14 protein-coding genes are annotated in these 15,524 nt (G+C 69.8%); 11 read left to right on the forward strand and 3 right to left on the reverse strand.

Translation table 11 applies throughout. The features are described from left to right. Window positions 1-9 precede the first annotated feature (9 nt). The 11 genes from OG555_RS32930 (at window position 10) to OG555_RS32980 (ending at window position 11,738) form a co-directional block, all read left to right on the forward strand. Window positions 10-567 carry a hypothetical protein gene (locus OG555_RS32930; protein ID WP_329476456.1) on the forward strand — a complete coding sequence of 186 codons (558 nt, stop codon included), beginning with the start codon at window positions 10-12 and terminating at the stop codon, window positions 565-567. Beyond that, window positions 564-2,573, forward strand: coding sequence for a hypothetical protein (locus OG555_RS32935; protein ID WP_329476457.1), 2,010 nt, complete (start codon window positions 564-566; stop codon window positions 2,571-2,573). Before OG555_RS32930 ends, OG555_RS32935 begins: the two co-directional genes overlap by 4 nt. After that, window positions 2,573-2,923: a hypothetical protein gene (locus OG555_RS32940; RefSeq protein ID WP_329476458.1), complete on the forward strand. Its 351-nt coding sequence runs from the start codon at window positions 2,573-2,575 to the stop codon at window positions 2,921-2,923. Before OG555_RS32935 ends, OG555_RS32940 begins: the two co-directional genes overlap by 1 nt. A gap of 7 nt (window positions 2,924-2,930) precedes the next feature. After that, window positions 2,931-3,452: a hypothetical protein gene (locus OG555_RS32945; protein WP_329476459.1), complete on the forward strand. Its 522-nt coding sequence runs from the start codon at window positions 2,931-2,933 to the stop codon at window positions 3,450-3,452. Beyond that, complete coding sequence (locus OG555_RS32950; protein WP_329476460.1) at window positions 3,449-4,918, forward strand: hypothetical protein; 1,470 nt, start codon at window positions 3,449-3,451, stop codon at window positions 4,916-4,918. The genes OG555_RS32945 and OG555_RS32950 overlap by 4 nt, the downstream gene beginning before the upstream one ends. 7 nt (window positions 4,919-4,925) lie before the next feature. Next, window positions 4,926-7,151, forward strand: coding sequence for a hypothetical protein (locus tag OG555_RS32955; RefSeq protein WP_329476461.1), 2,226 nt, complete (start codon window positions 4,926-4,928; stop codon window positions 7,149-7,151). A gap of 24 nt (window positions 7,152-7,175) precedes the next feature. Next, on the forward strand, window positions 7,176-8,192 hold the full coding sequence (locus OG555_RS32960; RefSeq protein WP_329476462.1) for a hypothetical protein: 1,017 nt from the start codon (window positions 7,176-7,178) through the stop codon (window positions 8,190-8,192). 1 nt (window position 8,193) lies between these two features. Continuing rightward, window positions 8,194-8,874, forward strand: coding sequence for a hypothetical protein (locus OG555_RS32965; protein WP_329476463.1), 681 nt, complete (start codon window positions 8,194-8,196; stop codon window positions 8,872-8,874). Beyond that, window positions 8,871-9,812, forward strand: a complete 942-nt coding sequence (locus OG555_RS32970) for an ATP-grasp domain-containing protein (protein ID WP_329476464.1) — start codon at window positions 8,871-8,873, stop codon at window positions 9,810-9,812. Before OG555_RS32965 ends, OG555_RS32970 begins: the two co-directional genes overlap by 4 nt. Then, on the forward strand, window positions 9,809-10,516 hold the full coding sequence (locus OG555_RS32975; protein WP_329476465.1) for a hypothetical protein: 708 nt from the start codon (window positions 9,809-9,811) through the stop codon (window positions 10,514-10,516). The genes OG555_RS32970 and OG555_RS32975 overlap by 4 nt, the downstream gene beginning before the upstream one ends. Before the next feature lie 166 nt (window positions 10,517-10,682). Continuing rightward, complete coding sequence (locus OG555_RS32980) at window positions 10,683-11,738, forward strand: M4 family metallopeptidase (RefSeq protein ID WP_329476466.1); 1,056 nt, start codon at window positions 10,683-10,685, stop codon at window positions 11,736-11,738. 84 nt (window positions 11,739-11,822) lie between these two features. Here OG555_RS32980 and OG555_RS32985 read toward each other — a convergent pair whose 3' ends face one another. The 3 genes from OG555_RS32985 to OG555_RS32995 are packed head-to-tail and all read right to left on the reverse strand — an operon-like array spanning window position 11,823 to window position 15,450. Continuing rightward, a complete protein-coding gene (locus OG555_RS32985) occupies window positions 11,823-12,542 on the reverse strand; it encodes a DUF4386 domain-containing protein (RefSeq protein WP_329476467.1) in 720 nt (239 codons plus the stop codon). A gap of 1 nt (window position 12,543) precedes the next feature. Further along, window positions 12,544-12,771 (reverse strand): hypothetical protein, encoded by a 228-nt coding sequence (locus tag OG555_RS32990; RefSeq protein WP_329476468.1) that lies wholly within the window; start codon window positions 12,769-12,771, stop codon window positions 12,544-12,546. A 54-nt stretch (window positions 12,772-12,825) separates the two neighbouring features. After that, complete coding sequence (locus OG555_RS32995) at window positions 12,826-15,450, reverse strand: LuxR C-terminal-related transcriptional regulator (RefSeq protein ID WP_329476469.1); 2,625 nt, start codon at window positions 15,448-15,450, stop codon at window positions 12,826-12,828. Window positions 15,451-15,524: the final 74 nt, after the last annotated feature.

Genomic DNA, 15,524 nt, shown 5'->3' on the forward strand with positions numbered 1-15,524 from the left:
GGCCGCCGGATGACACAACTCCCCGCCTTCGTGACCCGGCCGCTCGTCGACGCGTACGCCGACGCGCTCGGGCCGGATGTGTTCCCACCGGCAGTCACCCCGGCCGGCACGGTGGTCGAGTCCGGGCTGACCGACGGCGTACCGCTCCGGGTCGTGCTAGACGCATCCCGCACGCTCGTGCTCGCCGTACCGGTCGGGGCCGCCCGCGTCCTGCTCGACGCGGATCCGCTGACCGTCGTCTGGGACGACCTCACCGCCGGTACGTCGTTCGAGCGGACGCCCGTCGATCTGCCGCGGCCACGGCTCACCCTCGTGGTCGACGAACGGATCGCCGACAGCGCCGTGGTGGTCGAGCACCGGCCGATCCAGCTGGCCGACAACGGCCGCGCGCAAGTGGAGGTAGTGGTCGATCGTCTCGTCGTGACGGCCGCGACCCTGCGTGCACCGGGCGCTTCCGGTAGCCGGCTCGTGCTGCGCTGGCGCGACTTGCTCGTCGCAGCCGACTCCGGCCCGGCGCCGACGCCCCGAGATCCGGCTCTCGACCTGGTACGGAGGAGCGCGCGATGACCACAGGCCTGACCGATCCGCTGGGCGCCGGCAGCCCGAGCCGCGACGTCACTCCGGGAACGCTGCCGACGTGGGCCGTGGTGTTCTTCGACGACCTCGCCGGCCGGTCGCAGCGTCTGACCATCACCGGCGACACGTACGACGGCAGTGTCACCGCCACCCTTCCGGCGGACCTGTCCGGCGGGCGGTACGAGGTGATCGTCGAAGGCCTCACCGACGAGGACTACCAACGCATCAGGCATCCGGCCGGCCAGTCGCTGAACGCCGCGATCCACCTGTGGTGGAAGGATTCCGGCTCCGGCGTGTTCGCGGACCTGACCCGGGCGGCCGGGCTGAGCGACCTGCTGGGCGGCACCACACAGGCCCCGCCGGCCGGCAGTCTCGTCGCGGTGATCCGGGTCGACACCCTGCGCCGGGAGGCGGGGGAGCGGCGCTACAACACGATCATCAGCGGACGCGAACTCGTCTTCGCCCGCCTCGGCGACGCCAAGGTCAGAGGCCTCTGTTACGAGTCGCTCGAGGCGGCCGCCCAGGGCATCGCCCGCGATGCCGGTCTGCAGGTCGTGACGCACGGACTGAAATCACTCACTCCGGCGGCGGACGAGAAGAGTTTCGCCGACATCCGTCCCGGATCGGCGCTCGATGCGCTGCGGACGGTGCGGAACCAGGCCGCCGCGTCCCTCGGCCGGCAGGGCCTGTCCGCCGCCGTCGTCCGGGACGGCGTACTGCACGTAGGGATGTGGACGGCGACCGACGCCGGTACGGCGCGACTCGGAGTCGAGCGCGTGGTCGACACGACGAGCGGGCTGCTGGCCGTGACGCGCGGCGCCGACGCCGAGGTCCCGACACCGGATTCGACGGACCAGCCGGGCGCCAAGCCGCGCGCGACAGTCACCGCGACGTGCCTCGGCCGCCCCGACGTCAAGCCCGGTGACATCGTGAAGATGCCGCTGCCGCCGGAGGACTTCCCCCAGCTCGCATCCACCGGACGTGGGCTGCCGCTGCTCAACGACCTGGCGGACCTGGTCGGTTCGCGGTCGGACTCGACGCCCGGACAGCCGTGCCTGGTGACCGGCGTGACGCATCGGCTCTCGATCCGGCAGGGCTTCGTGACCGTCGTCCGGGCGTCAGCGCTGCGAGACGACAAGGACGACGGCTGGGATCCTGTCCCGCCGCCGCGCCACGATGATGTGCACGCCGAACAGGAATCCGTCCGTGGCAGCGTGCCGGCCGACCAGGCCTCGGGGGCGGCCGGGGCGGTCCGTGGGGTCGCCCGTGCGGTGACTCGGGGCAGCCGCGCCCTGCGCTTCCTGGTCGGTCAGATCCGCGCGCATCCCGCCGAGCCGGGTGGCGGTTCGCCCGCGCAGACGAGCAGCGACCTCTGGTACTCCACGGCGCCGGACGACGGTCAACCGTCGGCTGTACGACGTTTGCCGGTGACTCCCGACGACCACGGCGAACTCCGGCAGGTGCCGGTCGTGACCCCGTTCGCGTACGGCGGGTACGGCCTGGTGCTTCCCCGCTATCCCGGTGAACGCGTGCTGCTCGCGGACACCGGCGGCGGCCGGGACGTCGTCGACCTCGGCAGCGTCTGGGACGACGGCGCCACGCCGCCCGCCGAGCCCGGCGACTGGTGGCTGGTCCTGCCGGTGTCGATCCCCACCGACGATCTTCCGGCCACGGAGAACGCGGCACCACCCAGCTCCGGCGACGCCAGTCACGACCTCATCGACGCCGACGGCCGCCGGGTCGTCGAGGTCAGCGGTCTGACGCTCCGCGTGGCCGACATCCCGCGGCAGTGCACCGAGCGCCCGGATCCGGGCGAGGTCGGCGTCGTCCTGCTCGAGAACACCAAGGACGGGAAGGCGGCCCGGATCGTGCTGCACAACGATGGCACCATCGCGATCACCGGCACCGGGATCACCCTCGACGCCGGCGACGGCGACATCACGCTCAAGGCGGCGGACGTCAAGGTCTCCGTCACCGGCACGATGGACGTGAGCTGATGGCCGGCCCGCTGGTCGTCGTCGATGCCGGCGATCTCACCTGCACACACACCGGGAAGCGGAGTCTGACCGCGCCCGACACCGTGAAGCTGACCGTCGGCAGCTCGCCGGCGATCCCGCTGACATCCGTGGCTGGCGACGCGGCCTACGCGGACTGCATCTTCAAGGACACCAACGGCGTCGGCCATCCCTGCAAGAGCACCACCGTCACCAGCAAGGGCGCGAAGAAGCTCACCGTCGGCGGTTCGCCGGTGCTGCTCGACAGCGACGCGGTGAACTCCGTCAACGACGTACCCGCGACCTTTCCGGCCACGGTCCATCCCGGCCAGTCCAAGCTGAGTGCCTCGTGAGGATGCCATGAGCCCGATCGCCTCCAGCACGCCCGACCTGCCGGCGTCCGACGAGACGGTACGGCGCCGCCGGCTGCTCGGCGTCGGTGTCCGGGCCGACCTCGTCGACAACTCGGATCTGGCCCGCGACGTCGGCCTCCGCCGTACGCCGGGTGGCGTCGACCTCGACGTCGTGGAAGGACTCGACTCCCTCACCCAGGATCTCGCCGTCGGCCTCACCTCGCTGCGGGGGAGCGATCCGTTCAACTCGCGCTTCGGCTTCCTCGGGCTCGGGCCGCTGGCCGAGCAGACGTCGCCCGCGATCGCGCGGGAGGCCTTGCGGAGTGCGGTCGCGCAACTGGTCGCCGCCGACCCGCGCGTCCGCCGGATCACCCAGCTGACGGCCGGTACGCCGTCGGCCGGGTCGCGGGCGCTGGAGGTCTCGGTCGCGTTCGAGGCGATCAGTGATGCCGGCGGTTCCCTCACCGTGGCCGGACTCGGCCCGGCACCGGACGCCGGACAGCAGGCCAGACAGGAGGACGGACAGTGAGCGACGACACGAGCCTGGACCTCAGCGAGATCCTGGCGGTCGACGACGAGGTGACGCGGTCGACCGGCAGCGACGGGTTCGGCGTCACCGCGGCCGGCTTCCTGCCCAAGCCGTTCACCCGGCTGCTGGCGGAGAAGATCGCGCTGGCCCGCCGGCTGATCGACGAGGACCTCGACCTGTCCAGCGGCAGCGTGCTGCGCAAGCTGCTGGAGGTCAGCGCACTCGAGGACGCGCGGACGTGGTCCGCTCTCGGCGCGCTCTACGACGACTGCTTCGTCAGCACCGCCCGCGGCCAGGCGCTGGGCGATCTCGGCGCCGAGCTCGGCCTCGACCGGCCTTTCCTGGTGGCGTCCGGCCAGATCACGCTCACCTTGGCCGGCGCGCTGCCGAACGGCATCGAGCAACTCGTGCTCCCGCGCGGCAGCCGGATGAGTACGCCCGGCGGTCACCGGGTGGCCCTCGCCGCGACGACGACACTGTCCCGCCGTACGACGTCATTGCCCGCGGCCGTGGTCAGCTTCGACCCGGGTCCGATCGGCAACCTCGACCCTTCCGTTGCCGATGCCGATGGCAACCATCCGCAGCGGATCGATCGCTGGGAAGTTGCCGATGGCAAACTTGCGGACCTGCTCGCCGCCGACGCGGCGGCCGGACTGCCCGCCGGCGCGTCGGCGGCCGGTCAGGGGCTGGTCCGGATCGCGCACACCGCCGCACTGACCGGCGGTGAACAGCACTGGGACGACGAGCGGTACCGGGCCCTGCTGCTGGCGGCGCCACGGTCGATCTGGTCCGCGGAGGCCATCGCCACGACGGTCTCGCTCCTGCCGGGAGTCCGCCAGGTCAGTGTTCGCGACGGCTGGGGCGGCATCGACCTGTCCCAGTCCGTGTTCGGCGACTTCACCTTCCTGGAGCGGATGTTCGCGATCGACCGTGACCTGGCGTCGCCGTACTTCGTCAGCGTCCTCGTCGCGCCGACGGAAGCAGCAGTGTGGGACGGGCCGAACGGGCTGCAGGCATCCGTCGAAGCCGCCATCCGGGACGTCCGCCCGGTCGGTGTGTTCCCTGACGTGGTCGAGGCCGACCAGGTGTTCGTCGGTGTCCAGGCCGAGATCGTGACGACGGGATTGGCGTTGCCGGCCGGGAGCACGGCGAGCACGAACTCGAGCCCGTCCGCACTGGCGCTCAAGGGCCGGCTCTCGGAGCGCCTGCATCGCGTCGTCGACCGCCTCCGGCTGGCCGAACCGGTCCGGTCGGCTGCGATCACCGCGGCCCTGATGTCCGAGCCCGGCATCACCGATGTCGTCAACCTCCGGCTCCTCCGGTTCCCACCGCTGGTCGATGCGGCGGGCAGTACGACGGATGGCAGTGACGGTCCGCAGGTCCTCGACGCTGACCAGAACCTCACTCTCGGCGCCGGCCAGATCGCCGTACTGGTCGACGCCCCGGACCTGCTGTCGGTGCGGTGAGGTGACCATGACAGTCCCGCAGACAACGGCCGATTTGCTCGACCAGGTCTCCGAGCCTGGCGCCGGATCACTCGCGGCCGTCGCCCGCGAGCTCATCGGTCCGCTGGCGGGTGCGACCACACCGGAGCCTTTGCCCTGGGACGGTGTCGCGAACGCGCAGGTGACCGTGCCGGCCGGCAGTCGGTACGCCGTACTGAACGTCACGCTGCTGGTGGACACCGAGCGGGACCGGTGCGTCGTCGTACCGCGGGTTCTTCAGCCGGGGCCGGCTGCGGATCAGCCGGCAGTGACGTTCGAGGTGTGGAGTCAGGCGGGAAGCAGCCTGCCTGCGTACGTCCCGTCGGTGGATGAGTTTGGGGTGGCGCCGCAGCTTCAGCTGTCGGTGTCCGCGACCTTGATCGCCGCAGACGGCACGACGACTCAGCTGCCACCTGCCAAGGTGCGGAATCTGGTGCGGATCGATCTCGTCCAAGGTCTGACCGGCCGCGTGCTCGCCGCAGTCCTCGCGGAGAAGCAGCGGCTGCGGCGATGCGCGCGCGAGGTCGCAGCGATGCGTGTGCTGGCCGATGCGCGCGGGAACGCCCTCGATCGCATCGGGTCCGATCTCGGGTGCCCGCGCTTCGCCGACGAGTTGGTATGGGACGCCGTACGACGGTCTCCGGCAACCCAACCGCTGTCGCCACCAGGCCGCCTCGAGGACGACGCGGAGTACCGGGCGCGGCTCGCGCTGTTGCGGGGCTGGCGACTGCCGACGCCGTCGTGGGGTGAGAGCGTTCTGAACAGCGCGCCCGGACCTGGCTTGCCCGCTCCGGTCGAGATCGACGAGACCCGCAACGCGGTCCACGTCGCCTTCCGGCTGGTTGCGCCGGACTCCCCGGGCAGCAGGGCCACATTGTTGCAGGCTGTTCGGCAGGTGCACCTGGTCTGGCCCGCCGGCAGCGCCGACGGGGACGCGGCACACCAGGCCCGGCTGCTGCCGCAACGCGTCCAGGATCGGGTGGCGAGGACCCGCGCAGCTCTGGCGCGCTGGGCGCTGCCGGATCACCAACCGCTGGCGCCGGCCTTGGCGGGCGCGCTGGAGTTGCTCGAGACCCGGTGCCGGCAACTTGGTGCGCAACCGTGGACAGCTCTGGTGGCCGGACAGCACGACGATGGCGGGTCCCGCTTCGAGCTCGGTCTCGGCGCGCAGCTGTCGGCACCCGATCCGGCCGTCCTCGATGCCGCGGTCGCCGCCGCGCAGGTGCTGGGCGATCCGGGCCTCGTGCCGCGGCCGCGGTCGGACGATCCGGCCGGAGCGTGGCTGCTCGACGCGTGCGGCTTGCGCACCGCCGAACTGTTGCCGGACGCAACCGTGTTCGTCAGCACACTGCCGATGGGCCCACTCGTCGTCGACCTGATGCCCGGCCCGGAGGCGCCGCTGCCGCTGACCGCCACGGCGAGCCTCGTCACGTCGACGAACACCGGGTACGACGCGCCGCTGGCCGCGGTGGTCGCGGCGATGGAAGCCCGCCAGCTCACGCCTGTCGACGTGTCGGGTTTGTTGCCGGGAGCACAAGCGGCATCGGTGTTTCCCGACCTCACCCAGCGGCTGGCGCAGGTCGGCGTACCGGTTGCCGAGCAGCTCGACGGATTCCGGCGGCAGCTGGGTGCGGTGTCCACGCGGTTGTTCGCGGCGTTCGATCTCGGGCCGGACGGGACCGCGGCGATCACCGCTCACCCCGAACAGGTCGCTGCCGTTCTGACGGCGGCAGCGGCTGCGGCGGCCAGCAGTGTGGTCGCGTTCATCGATGCCAACGGCAACGTCGTACTCGTCTTCGGCGTGACCGGGCTGCCGCTCGCGGGGAGCAACCTGGCCGCGCGACAGACTGTGCTCTACCGCTGGGAGTCGCGCGGGCTGGCGGGCAAGGCCGTCCGGCTCGACCCGCGGCGTGGATCGGCCACGCAGATCTACGCAGCCGGCGCGGGCATCAGCGTGGTGAGCTGTCTGGCCCACGTCCGCGGACTCGGCAACGATCCGTACGAGTGGAGTCCCGCGCTGCCCGCGGGGGCGCTGTTGACGCTGCGCCAGTACGAGCACCTGATGAACCTGGTCGAGCTGGTGACGCCCGTCGGCGTACGGGCGAACACGTGGGACCTACGCCAGCACCACGTCGACGTGGACGGCTCCGGGACGCCGTTCCCGCTGACCGCCGCCGCAGCCCGGACCTACCGCCACTACCGCACCGTTCGTTGATCAGCCGCCGCGCAGGAGGGGACCATGTCCACCAACGACAGCAACGCCGAGGGGCCGCTCGTCTTCGGCGTACCGGGAAGCACGATCGCGGCCGCGCTGCGGGAGGCCGGCCTCGGTGAGGACGCGGTGATCGCGGTCCTCGGCCAGGCGATCTCCCGCTCCGCGACGGGAGCCGAGCGCGAGGCCGGGTTCACGTTCCAGGTGCAGATCGCCGAGACCGCGCCCGAGTGTGCGCTGACCTATCAACGGTTGTTCGTGCATCCGGACTTCATCGACGGCGTCACCGTGGTGCAGGCCGGTCAGACGCCGGACGAGATCGGGTTCAACACCCGCTTCCACGCGCTCGAGGGGGAGCTGGACAGCATTTCCCGCGACCTGCAGACGTCGAGCAACTGCGTGGCCGAGCTGCGGCGGGAGGTCTTCGAGCTGACCCAGGAACTGGAGGCGAAGATCACCGAGATCGACAGCCGGCTGGACGCGAAGGGCAAGGACAAGGAAGCCAAGGAGGGGAAGGAGTCGAAGGAGGGCAAGGAAGGCAAGGAGACGAAGGAGAAGGAGCAGAGCAAGGAAGGCAAGGACAAGGAGGACAAGGACCACAAGGAACACAAGGACAAGGACCACATCGACAAGGTCTCCGCTCTGGAGAAGCTGGTCGCCATCGAGAAGCAACTCGACACCCCCTTCGCGCCGAACCTGACGCCCGGCGCACCGACGGGCCGGGAGCGCACCTTCATCACGCTCGACGACCGCCCCGACGTAGGCGCCACCGCGCTGGACGACGAACCACCACCACCGGCGAAGAAGGCAGCAAAGAAGGCCGCGAAGAAGGCCGCGAAGAAGGCGCCCGCCAAGAAAGCGGCGGTGGGAGAGCCAGCGCCGGGGGAGGCGGCCGCGAAGAAGACGGCTGCAAAGAAGGCGCCCGCAAAGAAGGCGGCGGCCAAGAAGGCTGCGGCCAAGACGGCGCCCGCGAAGAAGGCTGTCGCGAAGAAGGCTGTCGCGAAGAAGGCGGCTCCGCCTCCGCCTGGTACCGCGGAGAGCTGACATGCGGTTGGTACTTGCGCACGACCACGACATCACCGCCCGCGAGCTGGCCGCCCGATGGGGGAGCGAAGCCGTACTTCTCACACCTGCAGAGCTCAGCTCCGAGCACCTGCTTCTCCACCTCGACGAACGCGGCGCTGCCCAGGCTGAAGTGACCTCCAGGCCGGGAGTGACGTCAGTGCTCACCCGGCTCGGCGGCATCAGTGCCGCGGACCTGCCGCAGGTCAACGCGCAGGACGCGGTGTACGCGGCGGCTGAGCTGGACGCGTTCCTGCACGCCTGGCTCGGCGTATGGCCCGGACCGGTCATCAACCGGCCGAGCACCACCTGTCTCAACGGACCCGGCTGGCGGCCAGAGCAATGGGTCGTGGCAGCCACAGCGGTGGGCCTCCGGGCCCGTCCGATCCGGCGACGCGCAACGCTGACCGACATGCCTGACGACGACCCGTACGGCGACACAACCGTGGACGCGACTCGGGTGACCGTTGTCGGCGGCAACTGGTTCGGCCCGGTGAACGAGGAGATCGGACATAAGTTGTGCATCCTGGCTGATGCAGTCGGATGCTCCACCCTCGAGGCCGACCTCGTCGACGACGTGATCACGCAGGTCAGTGCGTGGCCGGATCTCACGCCCCCGCACGTCGCCGATGCCTTGGCACGAGTTTTGGACGGCACACCGTGACAGCACTCCTCTGGGGACTGCCGGGCGACTCGACGCTGGCCGCAGTACACGCCGAGCTCATCCGGCTTGACGTACCGCTCCTGTTCGTCGACCAACGGCTCGTGCTGGACACGACGGTCGAGCTGAACGTCGGAAAGACCGTCGAGGGAACAGTGCGAATCGGCGACACGGCGGCCGACCTCGCCACCATCGGCGCCGCGTACCTACGACCACATGACGGCGCCCGCGTGGCCGCCGTACGCGACCAGCCGCCTGGCTCGCCGGCCTGGCGGCACACCCAGGAAGTCGGCGACGTGCTGTCCGCGTGGGCGGAGCTCACCCCGGCGTACGTCGTCAACCGCCCGTCCGCCTCGGCGAGCAACGGCTCGAAGCCCGCCCAGCTCCGCGACATCGCTGCCGTCGGTTTCGCCGTCCCCGAGACTCTCGTGACGAACGACCCAGCCGCCGTCGCGGAGTTCTCGGCCGCTCACGACAGCGTGATCTACAAGTCCACGAGCGGGATCCGGAGCCGGGTGCGATGCCTGGCCGATGACATTCCGCTCGAGGACGTGCGGTCCTGTCCGACGCAGTTCCAGCGAAAGGTGCCGGGGACCGACGTACGCGTTCATGTGGTCGGGGCGGAGATCTTCGCGACGCGCATCCGCAGCGACGCCGACGACTATCGCTACGCCGCCCGCCAGGGCCTGCCGCGCCCACGGCTGTCCACGACCGACGTACCCGATGACGTCGCGGACCGCTGCCGCTTGCTGACGTCCCGGCTCGGCCTCGCCGTCGCGGGCATCGATCTGCGGGTCACGCCGGAGGGGGAGTGGTTCTGCTTCGAGGTCAACCCGTCACCGGCGTTCTTGTACTACGAGTACGGCACCGGCCAACCCATCGCGACCGCCGTTGCCGGATTGCTGGCCGCCGCCGTCACGTGTGCCCAGGTGACCCGATGAGCACGGCGTCGCGGACCCGCCGAGTGTCAGTCGGCCCTGCGGAGGTCTACCTGCACCGAGTCCTCACCAAAGCCGAGTCCGCGTCCGCGGTGCAGCAACTGCTGAGCCCCTCGCCGTCGTTCCGAGACATGTGCTGGCACTCCGGGCCGGACCTGGCCACGATCGGCGCACCGCTCTATCGCAGCCGGAACAGCCTGCAGTCGTACGCCGAACAGGCGCGAGCCACCAACGCTCTGCTATACGGCGCTTACCGATGGCTCTACGACCGAGTGGCCGACTTCTTCGAGGATCGCTACCGCCTCCCAGTGGACTTCGTGGACGAGCTCGCCGTCCCGGGTTTCCACCTGATGTCCTACGACCGGGCCGGCCGGTTCGAGGGCGGCGGCTGGCACTACGACCAGCTCGCGCAGCAAGTGCCGTACTTCGCCGACCGAACCGCAGCGATCGACGGGGTCCTCAACTTCACCCTCCCGCTTGCAGTTCCCAGCGGCGGCACCGGCATGGACATCGTTCCCGAACCGGCCGAGGCGAGTGGTCCGCGACAGCAGGTGCACGTGGCCTACCGGCCCGGCGTCGTACTCTTCAACGACTGCGAGCTGCTCCACCGGATCGGCGCCTCGGTCTGCCGCGAGGCGGGCGAGTTCCGGCTGACGATGCAGGGCCACGGCGTCCGCTACCGCGGCCGCCTCCTCCTGTTCTGGTGAACGGCACCGCATCACCGATCGGTGAGCCCTCGGTTTCGCTCCGGGGTCGTGACGGTGCGTCCCGCGCAGGGAATCCCCGAACCTGTGCCTCTGACCTTCCACCGAGCCTGTGGACGACCTACCTTGTGGTGGCAGTTTCCCCTGGTGCGTCGACACGGAGGCCACGATGGCGTCGAAGGCTTGGATCACGAGTTGTGCTTTGACAGCGAGTGCTGCGTTAGTGCTGGCGATCGGGCTGACGGCTCCGGCCGCCGACGCGAAGCAGCCGCCCGTCGGGACGACCACGGCCAAGGCTCTCGTGTTCATTCCGAACCCGGTCCAGTCCAGCGGCAACGAGTCGCTCACCGACCAGGACGACTCCGCGACCGCGGTCCCGCGCGGTGACTACTACGAGGTGACGCTGACCGACCTGGACGGTTCCGGCTATCTGAAGGGCACCTGGGCGAACGTGCGCAGTAACACCGGGCCGGCGGCGTACAGCTCGAACGGCACCTATTTCTACGACCGCGGCGACGACCGGTTCGAGCAGGTGATGGCGTACTTCTGGGGTACCGAGACGCAGAAGTACCTGCAGTCGCTCGGATTCGGCACAGAACTGCCCGCCGTGAACGCCGAGAGCCAGGACTACAAGGTCGATCAGTACGGCGGGGACAACTCGTTCGAGATCGAGAAGCGCGACACGATCACCCTCGGCAAGGGTGGTGTGGACGACGCTGAGGACGGCGAGGTGATCGTGCACGAGACCGGGCACTCGATCCACGCCGCCCAGGTGCCGGGATTCGGGTCGACGCTGGAGTCCGGCTCGATCGGTGAGGCGTTCGGCGACTACTTCTCGGTGACTGTCGGCGACTGGGTGGCGAAGAAGTACGGCGTTCCGGTGAAGGCGCCGCTGGCGTGCGTGGCGGACTGGGACTCGACGTCGTACACCTCGACCGTGCCGCACTGCCTCCGTCGTCTGGACGCCGGGAAGCACTACCCGGAGGACGTCGTCGGCGAGGTGCACGCCGATGGTGAGATCTGGTCGCAGGCACTGTTCCAGATCCGCACCGCGCTCGGTCCGACGGTGGCCGACCGGATCATCGTCAACGCCCAGTTCGGCTTCGCCCCGGACACCAGCTTCGCGGCGGCGGCCCGGCAAACGGTCGCGACCGCTCGATCGATGTACGGCGTGTCCCAGGCTGCTGTGGTACAGAAGGCGTTCGCGGACCGCGGCATTCTCTGACAAGGCGTACCGTCGGCACGCCCCGGCAAACGACCCTGCCGAACAGGTTGCCAACGGCAACTGTCCGGCAGGGTCGGTGGGTGGTCAGGCAGCGGTGTTCTTGAAGCCCTTGACGGTCATGTAGATGCCGATCGACAGCTCCCAGGTCGCGACGAGCACCGTCCCGGCCGCCGACACTGCGGAGATCTGGCTGTTGTGTCCCAAGACGGTCAGGATGTTGACGGTCAGCAGCAGCGGTGCGCCGATGAGACCCATGGCGGGGATGAACCGCGGGACCAGACGGAACCGGTAGAGCAGGCTGCCGAGGAGCAGGGCGCTGAAAGCCGGCATGAAGCCAGGACCGAAGAGGAAGGTCCAGTCGCGGACCGCGACCAGTGCCTGACCGATGGTGGTGAGCGTGGCGGGGTTGGTGCCGGCGGTGCCGGCGACATCCTGGCGCAGCGTGACGACGGCAAGGAGACAGACGACGCCGATCATGATGACGGCGGCCTCCAGCACGCGGGAGGTGACGAAGCCGAGGGCCAGGGATTCCTTGCGTCGCTTCAGTACGGGGAACAGGGCGACCGCACTGCCGATGCCGGCGAGGGCGTTGACGAAATCGAGGAAGCAGCCCCAGAGCACGCGGGTGTCCTGTCCGGCGCCGGTGATGTAGGCGGTGTCGTTCAGCACCGGCTGGATCAGAATCAGCGCCGGGATCGAGGCGGCGAAGGTCACCAGGTAGAAGATCCCGGCGGCCCGGACGTGGTTCCTGGTCGGATCTGCGGAGCCGATGGTGGTGGTTGTGGTCGGTACGGTGATGGTCATGTCAGTCTCCTGAGTGCTGGGTCTGCCGGTCGACCGAGAGCAACGGCAGACCGAGATCGCGAAGTCGCTGGAGCAGGCCGTGCAGGGCTGCCTGGTCGGCCACGAGGCCGTGGATGACGGTGGTGCCGTCGGTGTGGTCGGTGAGGGTCATGCCCTCGAACCAGGTGGCCCACCGTGGGTCGAGTCGCCCCTGGAGGCGGATTTCGTACCAAGCTGAGTCGTGGTCCATAGCCGCAAGTTAGGAGCGGGCCTGGTGACCACGCATCACATCATGTGGTGATCTTCAGCGGGTGAGCAGTCCGAGCTGATGGGCTCGCCGGACCGCCGCACGCCGGTTGTTCACGTCGAGCTTGGTGTAGATGTGCTTGGTGTGGGTGCGCACGGTGTTCAGCGACACCACGAGTTCGCGGGCGATCGACGGACCGTCGAGTTCGCTCGCGAGCAGGCGAAGTACGTCGATCTCGCGATCGCTGAGCGGGTCGACGAGCTCCTGCTCGACAGGCGGCTTGCTGACCCGCGCAGGCCGGCGCGCCGCCTCGAGAACCTTGCGTAGGTAGCCCCAGTCGGGTCGGCGCCGATGTAGCGTCGCGAGCAAGGCCACCATCGGTTGCCCCTCGGCGATGAAGACCCGAACGTACCCCTCGGGCTCGGCGAGGGTCAGTGCTCGTTCCAAGGCGGCCGGATCGCGAGCGGCGAGGGCCTGCAGGACCAGCACCTCGATCAGGGTGCCAATTCTGCCGCTTGCCTCAGTGGCCGCTCGCAACCGTTCGAGGAGCGGTGCGGCGTCCCCGTGCCGGGCCAGCAGAATCCTGGCCAACGTCACGTGCTCGTACTCGCGGAGATACGAGAGCTCATCGTCGACCGACAGCTCCTGCGCCCAGTCCGCAGCCGCGGACAGCTCTCCGCGGGCGATCAGCAGTCGCGCCCGGACGGCGGCGATCGGACGGACATCCGGTGAGAAGTCGCCGACGTACACCCGCAGGGCCGCAGCCAGCAGGTCCAGTGCACCGTCGAGATCGCCCTCGGCCTCGCGGATCCGGGCCATCGCGACCCGCCATCGGTACGGGTTCTGCGGGAGCTCGGCCTTCGCGCCCAAGTCCTCGCTACGGCGCAGGTAGTCGCCGGCCACGTCGAGGTCGTTCCGCTCCCAGGCCAGCTGGCTCAACCCGACGTACATGTCCGCCGTTCCACGCAAGGCTGGGCTCTCGTGGCCGGCGAGCTCGAGGGCTCGCTCGAACCTTGTCTGCGCCTGCCGGAGCCGGCCTCGGGTGATCTCGAGGTCGGCCAGGGTGATGGAGCAGCCCAGGACGTCGGAGATGTGCCCGATCCGTTCGAGACCCTGGGCGGCGGCGCTGTAGCCGCGATGCGCGGCCTCGAGGTCCCCGCCGGCCCAGGAGGCGAGGCCGGAGAGCGCCGAGGCGGCCGAGGTGGTGAGGTGGTCACCGTCGACGGCTCGCTCGAGCGCGAGCCCGGCGTGCTCGATCGTGCCGGCCGGGTCGCCCGCGACGAGGGCGAGCGCGGCCCGGTACGTCTCGATGGCGCCGGGAAGACGCTCGACCTCGCCGCGATCCACGACCACCAGGGCATCGGCAGGTCCGGCCAACTGTCGCTCGACGTCGTCGAGCCGATCCCCGATGCCGTGGAAGTCGTTGCTGGCCATCAACGCGCCGACGAATCCGATCGCCAGGACCGGCCGTCTCCGGACGAGCTCGTCCGGTATGTCGTCCAGCCAACGCCGGATGGTGGCTTCCTGCCGCTCCCGCCGCAACCCCGGGACAGCGAGTTCGATCAGGTCGGCGGCCCGGTCGACGTCCCCGGCGGCCACGGCGTGCCGAACGGCCGCGACCGTTTCGCCGGAGTCGGCGTACCACCGGCTGGCCCGTCGATGCAGCTCAGCGACGTCGCCGCGTTCCGCGAGCAGATGCGCCTGCAGGACATCGGCGAAGAGGTGGTGGTAGCGATACCACCGCCGATGGTCGTCGAGGGGTACGACGAACAGGTTCTGGCGCTCGAGTGATTCGAGCATCGCCTTGCCCCCGGGCTGTCCGGTCACGGCGTCGCAGAGTGGTCCGGTCAGCCGGTCGACCACGGAGGTCTCGAGCAAGAACCGGCGGACGTTCTCCGGCTGGCGGTCGAGGACCTCCTCGACGAGGTAGTCGACGACGTACCGATCGTCGCCCGCGAAGCCGTCGATGAACCCGGCCGCGTCACTGCGGCCCTGCAACGACAGAGCAGCCAGGCCGAGCGCGGCGATCCAGCCTTCGGTGCGTTCTTCGAGCGTTGCGATAGCCGTCGCGTCGAGATCTAACCCGGTCACGCCGTTGAGATAGGAGCTCACCTCGTCGAGCGTGAAGCGCAGATCGGCGGCGCGGATCTCGACGAGCTCGCCCCGAGCGCGCAGGCGAGCCAACGGGAGTGCGGGGTCGGCCCTCGTACTGATCAGCAGGTGCAGCTGGGGCGGGAGATGGTCGAGCAGGTACGTCACCCCTCGACTGATCTCCACGCCGTCCGCGAGGTGATAGTCGTCGAGGACGAGGTCCACATCATCCGGGAGCACGCTGAGTTCGTTGAGGACGCCGGCGAGGATCGTCTCGATCGGCGTCGGACTCGACTGCAGCACCACCAGAGCGCCCTCGGCCACGCCCGGTGCCGCGCGTTCCAACGCGGTCAAGACGTACGTCCAGAAGGTGAGGGGATCCTGGTCGCTCTCCTCCAGCGAGACCCACGCCGCACGTTCGGCCGGCCAGGACGAGACCAGCGTCGTCTTGCCGAAGCCGGCCGGGGCTGACACGAGTGTGAGCCCGACGCTGTCCTTCCGCCGCAGGCGGTCGTCGAGACGTGGCCGTGCCACCAGCCCCTGGCGAGTTCGCGGGCGGTAGAGCTTGGTCTCGACGAGAGGGCCCGCCATCACACCCCATCCCGTTCGACGTCGTTGAGATGAGGGTAAGCCCGGCGATTGCGGGGCTGACCGAAACTCGGATG

The organism is Kribbella sp. NBC_01484 (assembly GCF_036227145.1).
Lineage (GTDB): Bacteria > Actinomycetota > Actinomycetes > Propionibacteriales > Kribbellaceae > Kribbella.

Bases quoted from the DNA above. Each gene is read 5' to 3' on its own strand.
- OG555_RS32930 (WP_329476456.1), top strand. From the start codon at position 10: ATGACACAACTCCCCGCCTTCGTGACCCGGCCGCTCGTCGACGCGTAC.
- OG555_RS32935 (WP_329476457.1), top strand. From the start codon at position 564: ATGACCACAGGCCTGACCGATCCGCTGGGCGCCGGCAGCCCGAGCCGC.
- OG555_RS32940 (WP_329476458.1), top strand. From the start codon at position 2,573: ATGGCCGGCCCGCTGGTCGTCGTCGATGCCGGCGATCTCACCTGCACA.
- OG555_RS32945 (WP_329476459.1), top strand. From the start codon at position 2,931: ATGAGCCCGATCGCCTCCAGCACGCCCGACCTGCCGGCGTCCGACGAG.
- OG555_RS32955 (WP_329476461.1), top strand. From the start codon at position 4,926: ATGACAGTCCCGCAGACAACGGCCGATTTGCTCGACCAGGTCTCCGAG.
- OG555_RS32960 (WP_329476462.1), top strand. From the start codon at position 7,176: ATGTCCACCAACGACAGCAACGCCGAGGGGCCGCTCGTCTTCGGCGTA.
- OG555_RS32965 (WP_329476463.1), top strand. From the start codon at position 8,194: ATGCGGTTGGTACTTGCGCACGACCACGACATCACCGCCCGCGAGCTG.
- OG555_RS32975 (WP_329476465.1), top strand. From the start codon at position 9,809: ATGAGCACGGCGTCGCGGACCCGCCGAGTGTCAGTCGGCCCTGCGGAG.
- OG555_RS32980 (WP_329476466.1), top strand. From the start codon at position 10,683: ATGGCGTCGAAGGCTTGGATCACGAGTTGTGCTTTGACAGCGAGTGCT.
- OG555_RS32985 (WP_329476467.1), bottom strand. From the start codon at position 12,542: ATGACCATCACCGTACCGACCACAACCACCACCATCGGCTCCGCAGAT.
- OG555_RS32990 (WP_329476468.1), bottom strand. From the start codon at position 12,771: ATGGACCACGACTCAGCTTGGTACGAAATCCGCCTCCAGGGGCGACTC.
- OG555_RS32995 (WP_329476469.1), bottom strand. From the start codon at position 15,450: ATGGCGGGCCCTCTCGTCGAGACCAAGCTCTACCGCCCGCGAACTCGC.